This window comes from Pseudomonas sp. Van50 (genome assembly GCF_055390755.1).
Genome location: NZ_AP024343.1, coordinates 5,904,122 through 5,918,838 on the forward strand (window position 1 = coordinate 5,904,122; position 14,717 = coordinate 5,918,838).

A 14,717-nucleotide genomic window follows, 5' to 3' on the forward strand; every position below is an offset into this window, starting at 1 on the left:
CCCCATGAACGACCAACAACGCCTCGAACTCGAAGCCGCCGCTTTCCGTCGGCTGGTTGCCCACCTGGACAGCCGCAAGGATGTGCAGAACATCGACCTGATGAACCTCGCCGGCTTCTGCCGCAACTGCCTGTCCAAGTGGTACAAGGCCGCCGCCGATGAGCGCCAGGTCGAGGTCAGCCTCGACGACGCCCGCGAAGTGGTCTACGGCATGCCGTACGCCGAATGGAAAGCCCAATACCAGAAAGAAGCCAGCGCCGAACAACAGGCGGCGTTCGCCAAAGGAAAACCCGATGCCTGACCTCAATACCCTGCGTACCCGCCTCAAGAGCGGCGAACATGCCTTCGCCGACACCCTGGCCTTTATCGCCGCCGGTTACGACTACCAGCCCCAGGCCTTCAATAACGGCGGCGTGCAAAACGCCGCCGGGCAGAACGAAGGTTCGTGCAAGACCCTGGGCCTGGCACTGCTCGAAGGCTTGAGCGATGAAGAAGCTCTGCTGGCATTCGGCGAACATTACCGTTCGGTACTGGCCACGCCCGAAGGCAGTGATCATGGCAATATTCGCGCGCTGATGGTGCATGGGCTGGCAGGCGTGAAGTTCGACGAGCAGCCGCTGCAACGGCGCTGATCGATCCTGCCTGTGTGGTGAGGATCCGCTTTTGTGGCGAGGGAGCTTGCTCCCGCTGGGCTGCGCAGCAGACCCAAGCAGTCAAACTCAATTTGCCTGGCACACCAGGTCGCCAGGTTTCGGGCCGCTTCGCGCCCCAGCGGGAGCAAGCTCCCTCGCCACAGGTTCAGTCCAAGTGAGCGGCGCCTCACCACATCCCGACTTTTAAGATTGACCCGGCAACTTTATTTCGTTTGCCGGGCCCCTCTGCTCGCGGCTTAGATAACGGAAATTTCTCCTTCGTCCGGGCCGTCATCCATGAGCAGCGAAACCATCAGCCAATCGATCTCCATCGTGCATCCCGTCAGCCTCAGCCACGGCAGGAATGCCGAGGTCTGGGACACCGACGGCAAACGCTACATCGACTTTGTCGGGGCATTGGTGTGCTGAACCTCGGCCATTGTCATCCGCGCATTGTCGAGGCGATCCGCGAACAGGCTACGCGGCTGACTCACTACGCATTCAACGCCGCCCCTCACGCTCCCTATATCGAATTGATGGAACGCCTGGCGGCGTTTGTCCCGGTGGATTACCCGGTCAGCGGCATGCTCACCAACAGCGGCGCCGAGGCGGCGGAGAACGCCTTGAAGATCGTGCGAGGCGCCACGGGCCGTACCGCCGTGATCGCGTTTGACGGTGCCTTTCACGGCCGCACCCTGGCGACCCTCAACCTCAACGGCAAGGTCGCGCCTTACAAACAGAAAGTCGGTGTCCTGCCCGGGCCGGTGTATCACCTGCCGTACCCCAGCCAGGACAACGGCGTCACCTGCGCAGAGGCCTTGAAAGCCATGGAGCGGCTGTTCAGCGTCGAGATCGATGTGAATGACGTGGCCTGTTTCATTGTCGAACCGGTGCAGGGCGAAGCCGGCTTCCTGGCGATGGACGTGCCCTTCGCCCAGGCTCTGCGGCAGTTCTGTGATGACAAGGGCATTGTGCTGATTATCGATGAGATCCAGTCCGGCTTCGGCCGCACCGGCCAGCGCTTTGCCTTCTCCCGATTGGGCATCGAACCAGACCTGATCCTGTTGGGCAAAAGCATTGCCGGCGGCGTGCCCCTCGGTGCGGTGGTGGGACGCAAGGCGCTGCTGGACAACCTGCCCAAGGGTGGCCTGGGCGGCACCTACTCGGGTAACCCCATCGCCTGCGCCGCCGCACTGGCGACCCTGGACGAAATGACCGACGCCAACCTGCACGCCTGGGGCGTGCAACAGCAAGAGGCGATCGTCAGTCGCTACGAATCCTGGCGCAGCCGCGGGCTAAGCCCTTACCTGGGCCGCCTGACCGGCATCGGCGCCATGCGCGGCATCGAGCTGAGCCAGGCCGACGGCACCCCGGCGTCGGCACAATTGACGCAACTGCTGGCCCTGGCACGGGAATCGGGCCTGCTGCTGATGCCCAGTGGCAAGTCGCGACACATCGTGCGGCTGCTGGCGCCGTTGACGACCGAGCCGGCAGTGCTGGAAGAGGGCTTGGATATTCTGGAGGCGTGCCTGGCGAAGCTGGCCTGAATGCAGTGCTTCTGAGCACACAAAAACCCTGTGGGAGCGAGCTTGCTCGCGATAGCGTCAAGTCTGCCGACATCGATGTTGAGTGATACACCGCCATCGCGAGCAAGCTCGCTCCCACAAGGGTTCACCGCCAGGTATTCGGGTATTAAAAAACCGGCCGAAGCCGGTTTTTTTATGCCCGATGGATCAGAACGAAGCGTTCTGCAGGCCATCCAGGTAACGCTCGGTGTCCAGGGCTGCCATGCAACCGGCACCGGCCGAGGTGATCGCCTGGCGGTAGACGTGGTCGGCCACGTCGCCGGCCGCGAAGATCCCTTCGACGCTGGTGGCGGTGGCGTTGCCGTCGCGGCCGCCCTTGACCACCAGGTAGCCGTCCTTGAGTTCCAGCTGGCCTTCGAACAGCGAGGTGTTCGGCGTATGGCCGATGGCGATGAAGACACCGTCGACCTTGATCTCGTCAAAGCTGCCGTCGTTGTTCTTCAGGCGGGCACCGGTCACACCCATGTTGTCGCCCAGCACTTCGTCCAGGGTCGCGTTGAGCTTGAGGATGATCTTGCCTTCGGCGACGCGGGCATTGAGCTTGTCGATCAGGATCTTCTCGGCGCGGAAGGTTTCGCGACGGTGGATCAGGGTGACCGTGCTGGCGATGTTGGCCAGGTAGAGCGCTTCCTCGACCGCGGTGTTGCCGCCGCCGACCACAGCCACTGGCTTGTTGCGGTAGAAGAAACCGTCGCAGGTGGCGCAAGCCGACACACCTTTGCCCATGAAGGCTTCTTCCGACGGCAGGCCCAGGTAACGAGCGCTGGCGCCGGTGGCGATGATCAGGGCATCGCAGGTGTAGGTCGCGCTGTCGCCGGTCAGGGTGTACGGCTTGGCGGCGAAATCCACGGCGTTGATGTGGTCGAAAACGATCTCGGTCTCGAAGCGCTCGGCGTGTTCCTTCATGCGCTCCATCAAGGCCGGGCCGGTCAGGCCATGGACATCGCCCGGCCAGTTGTCGACTTCGGTGGTGGTGGTCAATTGACCGCCGGCCTGCATGCCGGTGATCAGCAGCGGCTTGAGGTTGGCACGGGCCGCATAGACCGCAGCGCTGTAACCGGCAGGGCCGGAACCAAGGATAATCACTCGCGAATGACGCACTTCAGACATGACCTGCTCCTGTTGACCGGACCTTGCGGGCCGGAACGCCGGGTGAGCGGCGTGAATAAAAAAGGACCGTTGACGCACTTGGGGAAGGCTTGGGTTCGACAGTCCTGCAAAAGAATGGGTGCAGCGTATCGAGGGAGCGAAGATTAAGGAAATACGGTTTAACAATCCAGCTCATAGGTGAGCTCTATTCCCAGCGGCCCTTTTAATAGGCGCCCTCGCCTCAAGAAACGTTGTTACACGCCATGTCGCCGCTTTCCCGCGCTGGGCAAAGCCGGTAAGGTCGGCGCGTTCACCTTCGCTCGGAGTCACCTATGCCCGCCCCCGTCCTGTCCGGCCCGCAATATTTGCGAGAAGGCCTCAAGCTGGTCCTGAGCCCGAGCCTGCGCCTGTTCGTACTCTTGCCCCTGGCGATCAACCTGGTGCTGTTCGTCGGATTGATCTACCTGGCCGGCCATCAGTTCAGCCTGTGGGTCGATACGCTGATGCCGTCGCTGCCAGAGTGGCTGAGTTTCCTCAGCTATGTGCTCTGGCCACTGTTCGTGGTGCTCGTCGTGCTGATGGTGTTCTTTACCTTCACCATGCTCGCCAACATCATCGCCGCGCCGTTCAACGGTTTTCTCGCGGAAAAAGTCGAAGTGGTCATCCGTGGCACCGACGACTTCCCGGCCTTCAGCTGGGCCGAATTGATTGCCATGATCCCCCGGACCCTCGGTCGGGAAGCGCGCAAACTCGGCTATTTCCTGCCCCGCGCCCTGGGGTTGTTCGTGCTGTCGTTCATCCCCGTGGTCAATCTGGTGGCCGCGCCGCTGTGGCTGCTGTTCGGCGTGTGGATGATGGCGATCCAGTACATCGACTACCCGGCGGACAACCACAAGCTGGGCTGGAACGAAATGCTCGCCTGGCTGCGGGAAAAGCGTTGGCAGAGCCTGGGTTTTGGCGGCAGCGTGTACCTGGTGCTGCTGATCCCGGTGGTGAACATCCTGATGATGCCAGCGGCGGTGGCCGGGGCGACCTTGTTCTGGGTGCGCGAGCAAGGCGCCGAGACCGCCCTGGCCCGTCAGGGCTGAGCCGTCACAAATCCATCATCCTGGCGTCACAATGACGAAATGGCCCCGGTCGACACTGGGGTCATGACCACACCCCTGCACATTACCCTGATCACCGAAACCTTCCCGCCGGAAATCAATGGCGTGGCCAATACCTTGGGCCGCCTGTACGACGGCTTGCGCGCCCGCGGGCATCAGGTCGAGTTGATACGGCCTCGCCAGGCCGACGACTTACGCCAAGCCAGTGACGAGCAGTTGCTGCTGTGCCGGGGCTGGCCGTTACCAGGCTATCCGGGCTTGCAGTGGGGCCAGGCGTCGATGCACAAGCTGCTCAGGCGCTGGAAACGTCATCGTCCGGACGTGCTCTACATCGCCACGGAAGGGCCGCTGGGTTTGTCGGCACTGCGGGCGGCACGACGCCTGGGTATTTCGGTGGTCAGTGGTTTCCACACCAATTTCCAGCAATACACCCAACAGTACGGCCTCGGGCTGTTGAGTCGCGTGCTCACCCATTACCTGCGCTGGTTTCACAACCGCTCCAGCCTGACCCTGGTGCCCAGTCTCAGCCAGCGCCTGGAACTGGAACGACGGCATTTCGAGCGCGTGGCGTTGTTGTCCCGCGGCGTGGATAGCCAACTGTTCCACCCGGTCAAGCGCTCGTCGAGCCTGCGCGAAGCGTGGGGCCTGGGCGACGACGACATCGCCGTGCTCCATGTCGGACGCCTGGCGCCGGAAAAAAACCTGGGGCTGCTCAAGCGCAGTTTCGAGACGCTGTGCAGCGCTTTTGCGGGGCGACGGATGAAGCTGGTGATAGTCGGCGACGGCCCGCAACGATCCGAGCTGGAGCAGGAATTGCCCGAGGCGATCTTTTGCGGCTCGCAACGCGGCGAGGCGCTGGCCAGCCACTATGCGTCCGGGGATGTGTTTGTCTTTCCGAGCCTGACCGAAACCTTCGGCAACGTGGTGTTGGAGGCGCTGGCGTCCGGGCTGGGTGTGGTGGCCTACGATCAGGCCGCGGCTGCGCAACACATTCGCCACGGCTATAACGGCGTGCTGGCGATGCCAGGGGATGAAGAGGCGTTCTGCGATGCCGCCCGTTGGCTGCTGGAGGAGCGCGAGACCTTGCGTTGTGTGCGGCTCAATGCGCGCCAGCATGCCAGTCGCCAGGGTTGGGCGGCGGTGATCGAGCAATTTGAAGCGCAGCTGCGAGGGGTTTGTCAGGTCGAATCGTCGCTGCCTCAGGCCGTGTCGCAACGCTGAAAAGCATCGCGGGCAAGCCTTGCTCCCACACGACTGACAACTCTGTGGGAGCAAGGCTTGCCCGCGATGAGGCCCTACAAGGCGCCGCTTAAACCAAGGTCATCAAGGCTTCGCGACTGAACGGCAAGATCTCCTGCTCCCGCCCTTCTCGGACTTTTTGCGCCCAGTCCGGATCCACCAGCAGCGCACGCCCCACCGCCACCAGGTCGAACTCATCGTTGTTCAAGCGCTCCAGCAGCTTTTCCAGGCTGGCCGGTTGTGCGACTTTGTCGGTGTTGACCATGAACTGCAGGAACTCGCCATCCAGGCCGACGCTGCCGACGGTGATGGTGGGCTTGCCGGTGAGCTTGCGGGTCCAGCCGGCCAGGTTCAGCTCGGAGCCTTCGAACTCTGGCTCCCAGAAACGCCGTGTCGAGCAATGGAAAATGTCCACGCCCGCCTCGGACAACGGCTTGAGGAATTCGCCCAAGGCTTCGGGGGTCTGCACCAGGCGCGCGGTGTAATCCTGCTGCTTCCATTGGGAGAAGCGGAAAATGATCGGGAAACCCTCGCCCACCGCCGCCCGCACGGCACGGATCAATTCGATCGCGAAGCGCGAGCGGTTGGCCAGGCTGCCACCATAACCGTCAGTGCGCTGGTTGCTGCCTTCCCAGAAGAACTGGTCCACCAGATAGCCGTGGGCGCCGTGGATTTCCACCCCGTCCATGCCGATGCTCTGGGCGTCTTTCGCCGCCTGGGCAAACGCAGCGATAACCTCGTCGATATCGGCCTGGGTCATGCCGTGGACCACCACCTGGCCGTCCTTGAGTTTTTCGCTCGGACCATAGCCGGGCACGCTGGCATCCGGCTCGGTGCCGATGCGTCGCACACTGCCCACGTGCCACAACTGTGGAACGATCTTGCCGCCTTCGGCATGCACCGCATCGACCACCTGCTTCCAACCGGCCAGCGCGGCGTCGCCGTAGAAATGCGGCACATTCGGATAACCGTTGGAGGCCTTGTGCCCGACCGTCGTGCCCTCGGTGATGATCAGGCCGACCCCGGCCGCCGCGCGGCGACGGTAGTACTCGACCACCTTGGCATTCGGCACGCCGCCCGGCGAAAAGGAACGGGTCATCGGCGCCATCACCACCCGGGTTGGCAATTCGAACGCGCCGAGGTGGAAGGGTTTGAACAGGGCTTTTGCAGGCATGGGGCACTCCACGGGACGAAGTCACAGATCGGATATGACGACGATAATATGGAGCACGGGGAGCGCTGGGTAGCACTATTGATTTGAATGATTAAGGATCAGAAGGAAGCGCTGAGGGGGCTCGACCAGAACCCTGTGGCGAGGGAGCTTGCTCCCGCCCGGTTGGTAGGAGCTGCCGAAGGCTGCGATCTTTTGATTTTCGCTTGAGACTCAAGTGATTGGGGAAAGATCGCAGCCTCGTTGCACTCGACAGCTCCTACGGGCGCAGCCCAGCGGGAGCAAGCTCCCTCGCCACAGGGGGACATCATCATGGCTGCAATGCCCTTGGGAATCAGCTCAGTGCTTTTTCGATCGCCTGGATCACCGTGGGATCATCCGGCGCCGTACGCGGCGAGAAGCGCGCCAGCACCCGGCCGTCCTTGCCGAGCAGGAATTTTTCGAAGTTCCAGGTAATGTCCCCGGGAAACTCGGCCCCCTCGCCCGCCAGCAGACGGTACAACTGGTGACGATCGTGACCGTTCACGTCCAGCTTGCTGGACAGCGGGAACGTCACGCCGTAGTTGAGGCTGCAGAATTCCTGGATTTCCTGCTCGGTCCCCGGCTCTTGCCCGGCGAACTGATTGCAGGGCAGGCCCAGGACGCTGAACCCCTTGTCCTTGTATTGCTGGTAAAGATTTTCCAGCGCCGCGTACTGAGGCGTCAGGCCACATTTGGAGGCGACGTTGACCACCAGCACGACTTGCCCCTTGAACGGCGCCAGAGCAAGCTCCTGACCATCCAGGGCTTTGAGTTTAAGGTCGTGGAAAGCACTCATGACGAACTCCAGGTTTGCGGATCTTTTCGAAAACAGCCATGGGTGATGCTAACAGCAAGCGACTAAAAAGGCGCCATAGGGCGCCTCTCCAGTCAACTTGAGCGTAGCGCACAAATCAGTGGTGATGACCACCTTCGCCATGGACGTGACCATGGGCGATCTCTTCCTGGCTGGCGTCACGGATGTCGACGATCTTGACCTTGAAGTTCAGGCGCTGGCCAGCCAACGGGTGGTTGCCGTCAACGGTGACGTCATCGCCTTCCAGGTCGCGGATGGTGACGATCTGCATCTGGCCATCGGGTGCCGAGGCGTGGAACTGCATGCCCACTTCCAGCTCATCCACGCCTTCGAACATGCTGCGGCTCAGGGTGCTGACCAGTTCGGCGGAGTATTCACCGTAAGCGTCTTCCGGCTCGACGGCAACGTTCAGGTCGTCACCGACCGCTTTACCTTCCAGGGCTTTTTCCAAGCCCGGGATGATGTTGCCTGCGCCATGCAGGTAGACCAGCGGAGCGCCGCCGGCAGAGCTGTCGATGACCTCACCAGCGTCGTTGGTCAGGGTATAGTCGATGGAGACAGCCTTATTGGCGGCGATCAGCATGGGGCGAGACCTTTTGCATAAGAATGAAGAACGGACAAGTCTAAACAAGGATTTGCCCGAAAGCGAACGGAACCCGGACAAACGGGCCTGCTCGAACAGACCGACGGTCACTGGTTTGCATCAGGATGAGGACGGGCACTGGGTGGCCGAGCTGTCCTGCGGCCATACCCAGCACCTGCGCCACCAGCCACCCTGGCAGTCCCGGGCCTGGGTACTGGACCCTGTGCAACGTATTGAAAAAATAGGCCAGCCCTTTGCTTGCGGCTGGTGCGCTCAAGGCCCGGTTAGCGATAACCTTGGCGACTGAATTGTGGGTAGACGGCCAGTCATAGGCCGCGCCATTGCCATGCTCCTTTAGAGAATCCGCATGCAAACTTTTTTTATCGCACCCACCGATTTTGGTGTGGGCCTGACCTCCATCAGCCTCGGGCTGGTGCGTACCCTCGAACGGGCCGGGCTGAAAGTCGGCTTTTTCAAACCCATTGCCCAGCCGCATCCCGGCGACACCGGGCCGGAGCGCTCCACCGAGCTGGTGGCCCGCACCCATGGCCTCAAGCCTCCGCAGCCCCTGGGCCTGGCGCACGTCGAGCGCATGCTCGGCGACGGCCAGCTCGATGAGCTGCTGGAAGAAATCATCACCCTTTACCAGCAAGCGGCCATCGGCAAGGACGTGCTGGTCGTCGAAGGCATGGTCCCGACCCGCAACGCCAGCTACGCCGCCCGGGTCAACCTGCACCTGGCCAAGAGCCTCGACGCCGAGGTCATCCTGGTGTCGGCACCGGAGAACGAAGTGCTGACCGAGCTTTCCGGGCGGGTAGAGTTGCAGGCGCAACTGTTCGGCGGGCCGAAGGACCCGAAAGTCCTCGGGGTGATCCTGAACAAGGTCCGCACCGAGGAAAGCATGGAGGCGTTTTCCGCACGGCTCAAGGAGCACTCGCCCTTGCTGCGCAGCGGCGATTTCCGCCTGCTCGGTTGCATCCCGTTTCGCCCCGAACTCAACGCCCCGCGCACCCGCGACGTGGCCGACCTGATGGGCGCCCAAGTGCTCAATGCCGGCGACTACGAAACCCGGCGCATGAGCAACATCATCATTTGCGCCCGCACCATGCGCAACACGGTGGAACTGCTCAAGCCCGGCGTGCTGGTGGTAACCCCCGGCGATCGCGACGACATCATCCTCGCCGTGAGCCTGGCCGCGATCAACGGCGTGCCACTGGCCGGCCTGCTGCTGACCAGCGACACCCTGCCCGACCCACGCATCATGGACCTGTGCCGCGGCGCCTTGCAGGCAGGGTTACCGGTGCTGTCGGTGAGCACCGGCTCCTATGACACCGCCAACCTGCTCAACGGCCTGAACAAGGAAATTCCCATCGATGACCGCGAACGTGCGGAGATCATCACCGATTTCGTCGCCAGCCACCTGGACGCCAAATGGCTGCACCAGCGCTGCGGCACACCGCGGGAAATGCGCTTGTCGCCGGCGGTGTTCCGCTATCAGTTGATCCAGCGCGCCCAAGCCGCCAACAAACGCATCGTGCTGCCCGAAGGCAGCGAACCGCTGACCGTCCAGGCCGCCGCCATTTGCCAGGCCCGGGGCATTGCCCGCTGCGTGTTGCTGGCCAAACCGGCCGACGTCGAAGCGGTGGCCCGCGCCCAAGGCATCGAGCTGCCGCCGGGGCTGGAGATTCTCGACCCGGATTCGATTCGCGAGCGTTATGTCGAACCGATGGTGAGGTTGCGCAAGAGCAAGAGCCTGAACGCGCCGATGGCCGAGCAGCAACTGGAAGACACCGTGGTCATCGGCACCATGATGCTGGCCCTGGATGAAGTGGACGGACTGGTATCCGGAGTCATCCACTCCACCGCCAACACCATCCGTCCGGCGTTGCAACTGATCAAGACCGCGCCGGGTTGCTCCCTGGTGTCCTCGGTGTTTTTCATGCTCTTCCCCGAAGAAGTGCTGGTCTACGGCGACTGCGTGATGAACCCGCACCCCAGCGCTGCGGAACTGGCGGAAATCGCCCTGCAAAGCGCCGACTCGGCCGCCGCGTTCGGCATCACGCCACGGGTGGCGATGCTCAGCTATTCCAGCGGCGAGTCGGCCAGTGGCGAAGAAGTGGAAAAAGTCCGTGAAGCCACCCTGCTGGCCCACGAAGCCCAGCAGGGCCTGCTGATCGACGGTCCGCTGCAATACGACGCCGCCGCCAATGAAACCGTGGCGCGGCAATTGGCGCCCAACAGCCAGGTGGCCGGCCGGGCGACGGTGTTCATCTTCCCCGACCTCAACACCGGCAACACCACCCACAAGGCCGTGCAGCGCAGCGCCGATTGCGTCAGCCTCGGGCCGATGCTGCAAGGCTTGCGCAAACCGGTGAATGACTTGCCCCGCGGCGCCCAGGTCGACGACATCGTGTACACCATCGCCCTGACCGCGATCCAAGCCGCCAACCGACCTCTGGATATTTAAATGCTGGACTTCCTGCCTCCCCCTTTGCGCGGCGTCATTGCCTCGCTGCTGTTGGCGCTGAACACCATCGCCTGCTGCACGCCGCTGTTCATCGTGGCGATTTTCAAGCTATTGCTGCCCTTCCCCACCGCCCAGCGCTTCACCGACTGGCTGATGGGCCACATCCACGAGGCCTGGATCAGCAACAACAAGGCCTGGATGAACCTGCTGCGCCGTACCCGCTGGCACCTCAGTGGCCTGGAGGGCCTGGACTACCAGCATTCGTACCTGATCACCAGCAACCACCAGAGCTGGGTCGACATCATGGTGTTGCAGTACGTGCTGAACCGGCGCATCCGGCCGTTGAAGTTCTTTCTCAAGCAGGAACTGATCTGGGTGCCGGTGATCGGCCTGGCCTGGTGGGCCCTGGGCTTCCCGTTCATGAAGCGTTACTCCAAGGCGTACCTGGAGAAACACCCGGAAAAGAAAGGCAAGGACCTGGAAACCACTCGCAAGACTTGCGCGAAGTTTCGCAACAACCCCGTGGGCATTTTCAACTTCGTCGAAGGCACGCGTTTCACCGACGGCAAGCATGCCCAGCAACAGTCACCGTTTCGCTACCTGCTCAAGCCCAAGGCTGGCGGCATCGCGTTTGTGCTCGATGCCATGGGTGAGCAACTGGAATCGATCATCAACGTGACCATCCATTACCCGGGCGGACGTCCGGGGTATTGGGATTTGCTCTGCGGCAACGTTGGGGAAGTGGTGGTGCACTTCCAGGAACTGAAGATTCCGCCGCAGTTCATCGGCAAGAACTACGACCAGGACGGCGTGTATCGCCTGGAGTTCCAGGGCTGGATCAACCAGCTGTGGCAGGACAAGGATGCGTTGCTTGCGCAGATGCACCGCGAGTATCCCGGTAAATCCTGAGGTGTCTGTACTGGCCTCATCGCGAGCAAGCTCGGCTCCCACAGGGATTGTTGGTGAACACGGACATCCCTGTGGGAGCCGAGCTTGCTCGCGATAGCGTCCTTCCAGACAACAAAAAGCCCGCAGACGATCACTCATCTGCGGGCTTTTTACTGACAGCGGCGTTCCTTAGATCGCCCCACGCTTGCGCAGCAGATCCAGCACCTGCTTGACGCTCTCTTCCAGTGTCAGCGCCTGGGTGTCGATGACCAGGTCGGCATCCAGCGGCACGTCATACGGGAAGGACTCGCCCGGGATGTTGTCGCCGGCGGCGGCATACAGCCCTTGCGGATCACGCTGGGCACACACTGCTGGCGAGGCCTGGACGTAGACCGTCAGCAGACGCTCACGGCCGATCAGGTCCTTGGCCTGCTCACGCCCTTCGGCACTCGGCGCGACGAACGCGGCGAGGGTCAGCAGGCCGGCTTCGTTGAACTGACGAGCGACATGCGCCGCACGGCGCCAGTTCTCGGTCCGCCCGGCACGATCCTGGGGCAGGCCCTTGTTCAGGTCATGGCGCAGGTTCTGGCCATCGAGGACAAAGACCGCACGACCCGAATCGAACAACTTGCGCTCGACCGCATAGGCCAGGGTGCTTTTACCCGCGCCCGACAGACCACTGAACAACACCGTGGCCGGTTGCTGGCCGAAGCGCTGGGCGCGTTCTTCCACCGACACATGGGCCAGTTTGCCGTGGTGCGTGCTGCTGCCGTGGGTCAACGGCTGGGCGACGATCATACCGGCACCGACCGTGCCGTTGGTCAGGCGATCGATGACGATGAAGGCGCCGGTGGTGCGGTTGCTTTCGTAACCGTCCAGGGCGATCGGCGCATCCAGGGCGATCTTCACCTTGCCGATTTCGTTGAGCTGCAGCGCGCTGGCCGGGCCCTCTTCAAGGGTGTTCACATCCACCTTGTTGACGATGCTGGCAATGGAGCCCGGCACGTAGCTGGTGGCGCGCTTGATGTCGTATTTCTTGCCCGGCAGCATCGGCTCTTCGGCCATCCACACCAGCATCGCTTCGAAGCTGTCGGTGACCGGCGGAACGTTGTCGGCATGCACCAACAGGTCGCCACGGGAGATGTCGATCTCGTCTTCCATGGTCAGCGTGACCGCCTGGCCTGGACCGGCGTGCTCCAGCTCGCCTTCGAAGGTGACGATGGATTTCACGCGGCTGCTCTTGCCCGACGGCAGCACCACCACTTCGTCGCCCTTGTGCACGATGCCGCTGGCGAGGGTGCCGGCGAAACCGCGGAAGTTCAGGTTCGGACGGTTGACGTACTGCACCGGGAAACGCAGGTCGGTGAAGTTGCGGTCGCCCGCCACTTCCACGGTCTCGAGGATTTCCATCAGCGACTGGCCGGTGTACCACGGCGAACGCTCGGACTTGTTCACCACGTTGTCGCCCTTGAGGGCGGACATCGGCACGAAGTGCATGCTGGTGGGCTTCATCTTCAAGCCTTCGGCGAACTTCAGGTAGTCGGCCTTGATCGACTCGAACACGCCCTGGTCGAAGTCCTTGAGGTCCATCTTGTTGATGGCCACGACGATGTGCTTGATGCCCAGCAACGAGGCGATGAAGCTGTGGCGACGGGTCTGGGTCTGCACGCCGTAGCGGGCATCCACCAGGATGATCGCCAGGTCACAGGTGGAGGCACCGGTGGCCATGTTGCGGGTGTACTGCTCATGGCCGGGGGTATCGGCGATGATGAACTTGCGCTTGGCAGTGGAGAAATAGCGGTAGGCGACATCGATGGTGATGCCTTGCTCGCGCTCGGCCTGCAGGCCGTCGACCAGCAACGCCAGGTCGATATCGTCCCCGGTGGTGCCGACTTTCTTCGAATCGCGGGTGATGGCTTCCAGGTGATCTTCGTAGATCATCTTGGAGTCGTGCAGCAGGCGCCCGATCAGGGTGCTCTTGCCGTCGTCGACGTTACCGCAGGTCAAAAAGCGCAGCAGCTCTTTACGCTCGTGCTGGCCCAGGTAGGCGAGGATGTCCTCGCTGATCAAATCAGATTGATGCGACATGACAGCCCCTTAGAAATAACCTTGACGTTTTTTATCTTCCATCGAGCCTGCGCCATCGTGGTCGATGACCCGGCCCTGGCGCTCGGAAGTTCGCGTCAGGAGCATTTCCTGGATGATATCCGTCAGGCTTTCGGCCTCGGACTCCACCGCGCCCGTCAACGGGTAGCAGCCAAGGGTACGGAAACGCACTTTCTTCTTGACGATACGGGCTTTGTCTTCGTCGGACAGGTGCTCGAGGATGCGCTCGTCGTCGATCATGATCAGCGTGCCGTTCTTCTCGATCACTTCACGCTCGGCGGCGAAGTACAGCGGCACGATCGGGATACCTTCGAGGTAGATGTACTGCCAGATGTCCAGCTCGGTCCAGTTCGACAGCGGGAATACGCGGATCGACTCGCCTTTGTTGACCTTGCCGTTGTAGACGTTCCACAGTTCCGGACGCTGGTTCTTCGGGTCCCAGCGGTGCTTGCTGTCACGGAACGAGTACACGCGCTCCTTGGCGCGGGATTTCTCTTCATCGCGACGGGCACCGCCGAACGCGGCGTCGAAACCATATTTGTCCAAGGCCTGCTTGAGGCCTTCGGTCTTCATGATGTCGGTGTGCTTGGCACTGCCGTGGGTGAACGGGTTGATGCCCTGCGCCACGCCGTCCGGGTTCACATGGGTGATCAGGTCCAGGCCCAGTTCCTCGACCATGCGGTCGCGGAACTTGTACATTTCCTGGAATTTCCAGCGGGTGTCGACGTGCATCACCGGAAACGGCAGCTTGCCGGGGAAGAACGCCTTGCGTGCCAGGTGCAGCATCACGGCGGAGTCTTTACCGATGGAGTACAGCATCACCGGGTTATCGAACTCGGCGGCCACCTCGCGGATGATGTGGATGCTTTCCGCCTCCAGCTGTTTCAGATGCGTCAGTTTGTCGACCATGGCTACTCACGAAAACTTTCTTATGAACGGCCAGCGGGCCGTGTTCGAGCGGGGAATCCTAGCACAGCGACCTCTTCTAATCAGGGCGCCAACTAGATCGAAACAG

The 14,717-nt window shown here is 62.1% G+C and carries 13 protein-coding genes and 1 pseudogene; 8 read left to right on the top strand and 6 right to left on the bottom strand.

What is annotated here, in order from left to right:
- The first annotated feature begins 4 nt into the window (after window positions 1-4).
- The 3 genes and pseudogenes from ACZ5M5_RS25430 (at window position 5) to ACZ5M5_RS25440 (ending at window position 2,179) form a co-directional block, all read left to right on the top strand.
- A complete protein-coding gene (locus tag ACZ5M5_RS25430; RefSeq protein WP_003205454.1) occupies window positions 5-301 on the top strand; it encodes a DUF1244 domain-containing protein in 297 nt (98 codons plus the stop codon).
- Entirely contained in the window at window positions 294-632 is a 339-nt protein-coding gene (locus tag ACZ5M5_RS25435; RefSeq protein WP_060740689.1) for a HopJ type III effector protein, read from the top strand. The genes ACZ5M5_RS25430 and ACZ5M5_RS25435 overlap by 8 nt, the downstream gene beginning before the upstream one ends.
- A 297-nt stretch (window positions 633-929) precedes the next feature.
- Window positions 930-2,179, top strand: a pseudogene (locus ACZ5M5_RS25440) (2-aminoadipate transaminase).
- A 186-nt stretch (window positions 2,180-2,365) separates the two neighbouring features.
- Here the strand turns inward: ACZ5M5_RS25440 and trxB are convergent.
- Window positions 2,366-3,328 (bottom strand): thioredoxin-disulfide reductase, encoded by a 963-nt coding sequence (trxB, locus tag ACZ5M5_RS25445; protein WP_003205459.1) that lies wholly within the window; start codon window positions 3,326-3,328, stop codon window positions 2,366-2,368.
- 311 nt (window positions 3,329-3,639) lie between these two features.
- Between trxB and cysZ the strand changes: the two genes are divergently transcribed.
- Entirely contained in the window at window positions 3,640-4,395 is a 756-nt protein-coding gene (cysZ, locus tag ACZ5M5_RS25450; protein ID WP_464738142.1) for a sulfate transporter CysZ, read from the top strand.
- A 39-nt stretch (window positions 4,396-4,434) separates the two neighbouring features.
- Window positions 4,435-5,634, top strand: a complete 1,200-nt coding sequence (locus ACZ5M5_RS25455; RefSeq protein WP_060740687.1) for a glycosyltransferase family 4 protein — start codon at window positions 4,435-4,437, stop codon at window positions 5,632-5,634.
- A gap of 88 nt (window positions 5,635-5,722) precedes the next feature.
- On the opposite strand, the gene ACZ5M5_RS25460 is transcribed toward ACZ5M5_RS25455, so the two are convergent.
- The 3 genes from ACZ5M5_RS25460 to ACZ5M5_RS25470 form a co-directional block, all read right to left on the bottom strand.
- Complete coding sequence (locus ACZ5M5_RS25460) at window positions 5,723-6,826, bottom strand: NADH:flavin oxidoreductase (RefSeq protein WP_060740686.1); 1,104 nt, start codon at window positions 6,824-6,826, stop codon at window positions 5,723-5,725.
- Window positions 6,827-7,157: 331 nt separating this feature from the next.
- Window positions 7,158-7,640, bottom strand: coding sequence for a glutathione peroxidase (locus tag ACZ5M5_RS25465; RefSeq protein ID WP_060740685.1), 483 nt, complete (start codon window positions 7,638-7,640; stop codon window positions 7,158-7,160).
- Between the two features lie 115 nt (window positions 7,641-7,755).
- Entirely contained in the window at window positions 7,756-8,241 is a 486-nt protein-coding gene (locus ACZ5M5_RS25470) for an FKBP-type peptidyl-prolyl cis-trans isomerase (protein WP_060740684.1), read from the bottom strand.
- Here ACZ5M5_RS25470 and ACZ5M5_RS25475 point away from each other — a divergent pair.
- Genes ACZ5M5_RS25475 through ACZ5M5_RS25485 form a run of 3 tightly spaced genes read left to right on the top strand, consistent with a single transcriptional unit; the run spans window position 8,210 to window position 11,617 of the window.
- Entirely contained in the window at window positions 8,210-8,548 is a 339-nt protein-coding gene (locus tag ACZ5M5_RS25475; RefSeq protein ID WP_060740683.1) for a DUF3565 domain-containing protein, read from the top strand. The two genes, ACZ5M5_RS25470 and ACZ5M5_RS25475, sit on opposite strands and share 32 nt — an antisense overlap.
- Window positions 8,549-8,608: 60 nt before the next feature.
- Window positions 8,609-10,708 carry a phosphate acetyltransferase gene (gene pta / locus ACZ5M5_RS25480; protein ID WP_060740682.1) on the top strand — a complete coding sequence of 700 codons (2,100 nt, stop codon included), beginning with the start codon at window positions 8,609-8,611 and terminating at the stop codon, window positions 10,706-10,708.
- Complete coding sequence (locus ACZ5M5_RS25485; protein ID WP_060740681.1) at window positions 10,709-11,617, top strand: acyltransferase; 909 nt, start codon at window positions 10,709-10,711, stop codon at window positions 11,615-11,617.
- A gap of 168 nt (window positions 11,618-11,785) precedes the next feature.
- On the opposite strand, the gene cysN is transcribed toward ACZ5M5_RS25485, so the two are convergent.
- Together cysN and cysD are read right to left on the bottom strand one after the other, a co-directional pair.
- Entirely contained in the window at window positions 11,786-13,684 is a 1,899-nt protein-coding gene (gene cysN, locus ACZ5M5_RS25490) for a sulfate adenylyltransferase subunit CysN (RefSeq protein ID WP_060740680.1), read from the bottom strand.
- Window positions 13,685-13,693: 9 nt separating this feature from the next.
- Window positions 13,694-14,611, bottom strand: coding sequence for a sulfate adenylyltransferase subunit CysD (gene cysD, locus ACZ5M5_RS25495; RefSeq protein ID WP_003178041.1), 918 nt, complete (start codon window positions 14,609-14,611; stop codon window positions 13,694-13,696).
- Window positions 14,612-14,717 lie beyond the last annotated feature (106 nt).

What these genes read in the sequence shown, in the direction of transcription:
- ACZ5M5_RS25430 (WP_003205454.1), top strand. Translation starts at nt 5, where the DNA reads ATGAACGACCAACAACGCCTCGAACTCGAAGCCGCCGCTTTCCGTCGG.
- ACZ5M5_RS25435 (WP_060740689.1), top strand. Translation starts at nt 294, where the DNA reads ATGCCTGACCTCAATACCCTGCGTACCCGCCTCAAGAGCGGCGAACAT.
- trxB (WP_003205459.1), bottom strand. Translation starts at nt 3,328, where the DNA reads ATGTCTGAAGTGCGTCATTCGCGAGTGATTATCCTTGGTTCCGGCCCT.
- cysZ (WP_464738142.1), top strand. Translation starts at nt 3,640, where the DNA reads ATGCCCGCCCCCGTCCTGTCCGGCCCGCAATATTTGCGAGAAGGCCTC.
- ACZ5M5_RS25455 (WP_060740687.1), top strand. Translation starts at nt 4,435, where the DNA reads ATGGCCCCGGTCGACACTGGGGTCATGACCACACCCCTGCACATTACC.
- ACZ5M5_RS25460 (WP_060740686.1), bottom strand. Translation starts at nt 6,826, where the DNA reads ATGCCTGCAAAAGCCCTGTTCAAACCCTTCCACCTCGGCGCGTTCGAA.
- ACZ5M5_RS25465 (WP_060740685.1), bottom strand. Translation starts at nt 7,640, where the DNA reads ATGAGTGCTTTCCACGACCTTAAACTCAAAGCCCTGGATGGTCAGGAG.
- ACZ5M5_RS25475 (WP_060740683.1), top strand. Translation starts at nt 8,210, where the DNA reads ATGGAGACAGCCTTATTGGCGGCGATCAGCATGGGGCGAGACCTTTTG.
- ACZ5M5_RS25470 (WP_060740684.1), bottom strand. Translation starts at nt 8,241, where the DNA reads ATGCTGATCGCCGCCAATAAGGCTGTCTCCATCGACTATACCCTGACC.
- pta (WP_060740682.1), top strand. Translation starts at nt 8,609, where the DNA reads ATGCAAACTTTTTTTATCGCACCCACCGATTTTGGTGTGGGCCTGACC.
- ACZ5M5_RS25485 (WP_060740681.1), top strand. Translation starts at nt 10,709, where the DNA reads ATGCTGGACTTCCTGCCTCCCCCTTTGCGCGGCGTCATTGCCTCGCTG.
- cysN (WP_060740680.1), bottom strand. Translation starts at nt 13,684, where the DNA reads ATGTCGCATCAATCTGATTTGATCAGCGAGGACATCCTCGCCTACCTG.
- cysD (WP_003178041.1), bottom strand. Translation starts at nt 14,611, where the DNA reads ATGGTCGACAAACTGACGCATCTGAAACAGCTGGAGGCGGAAAGCATC.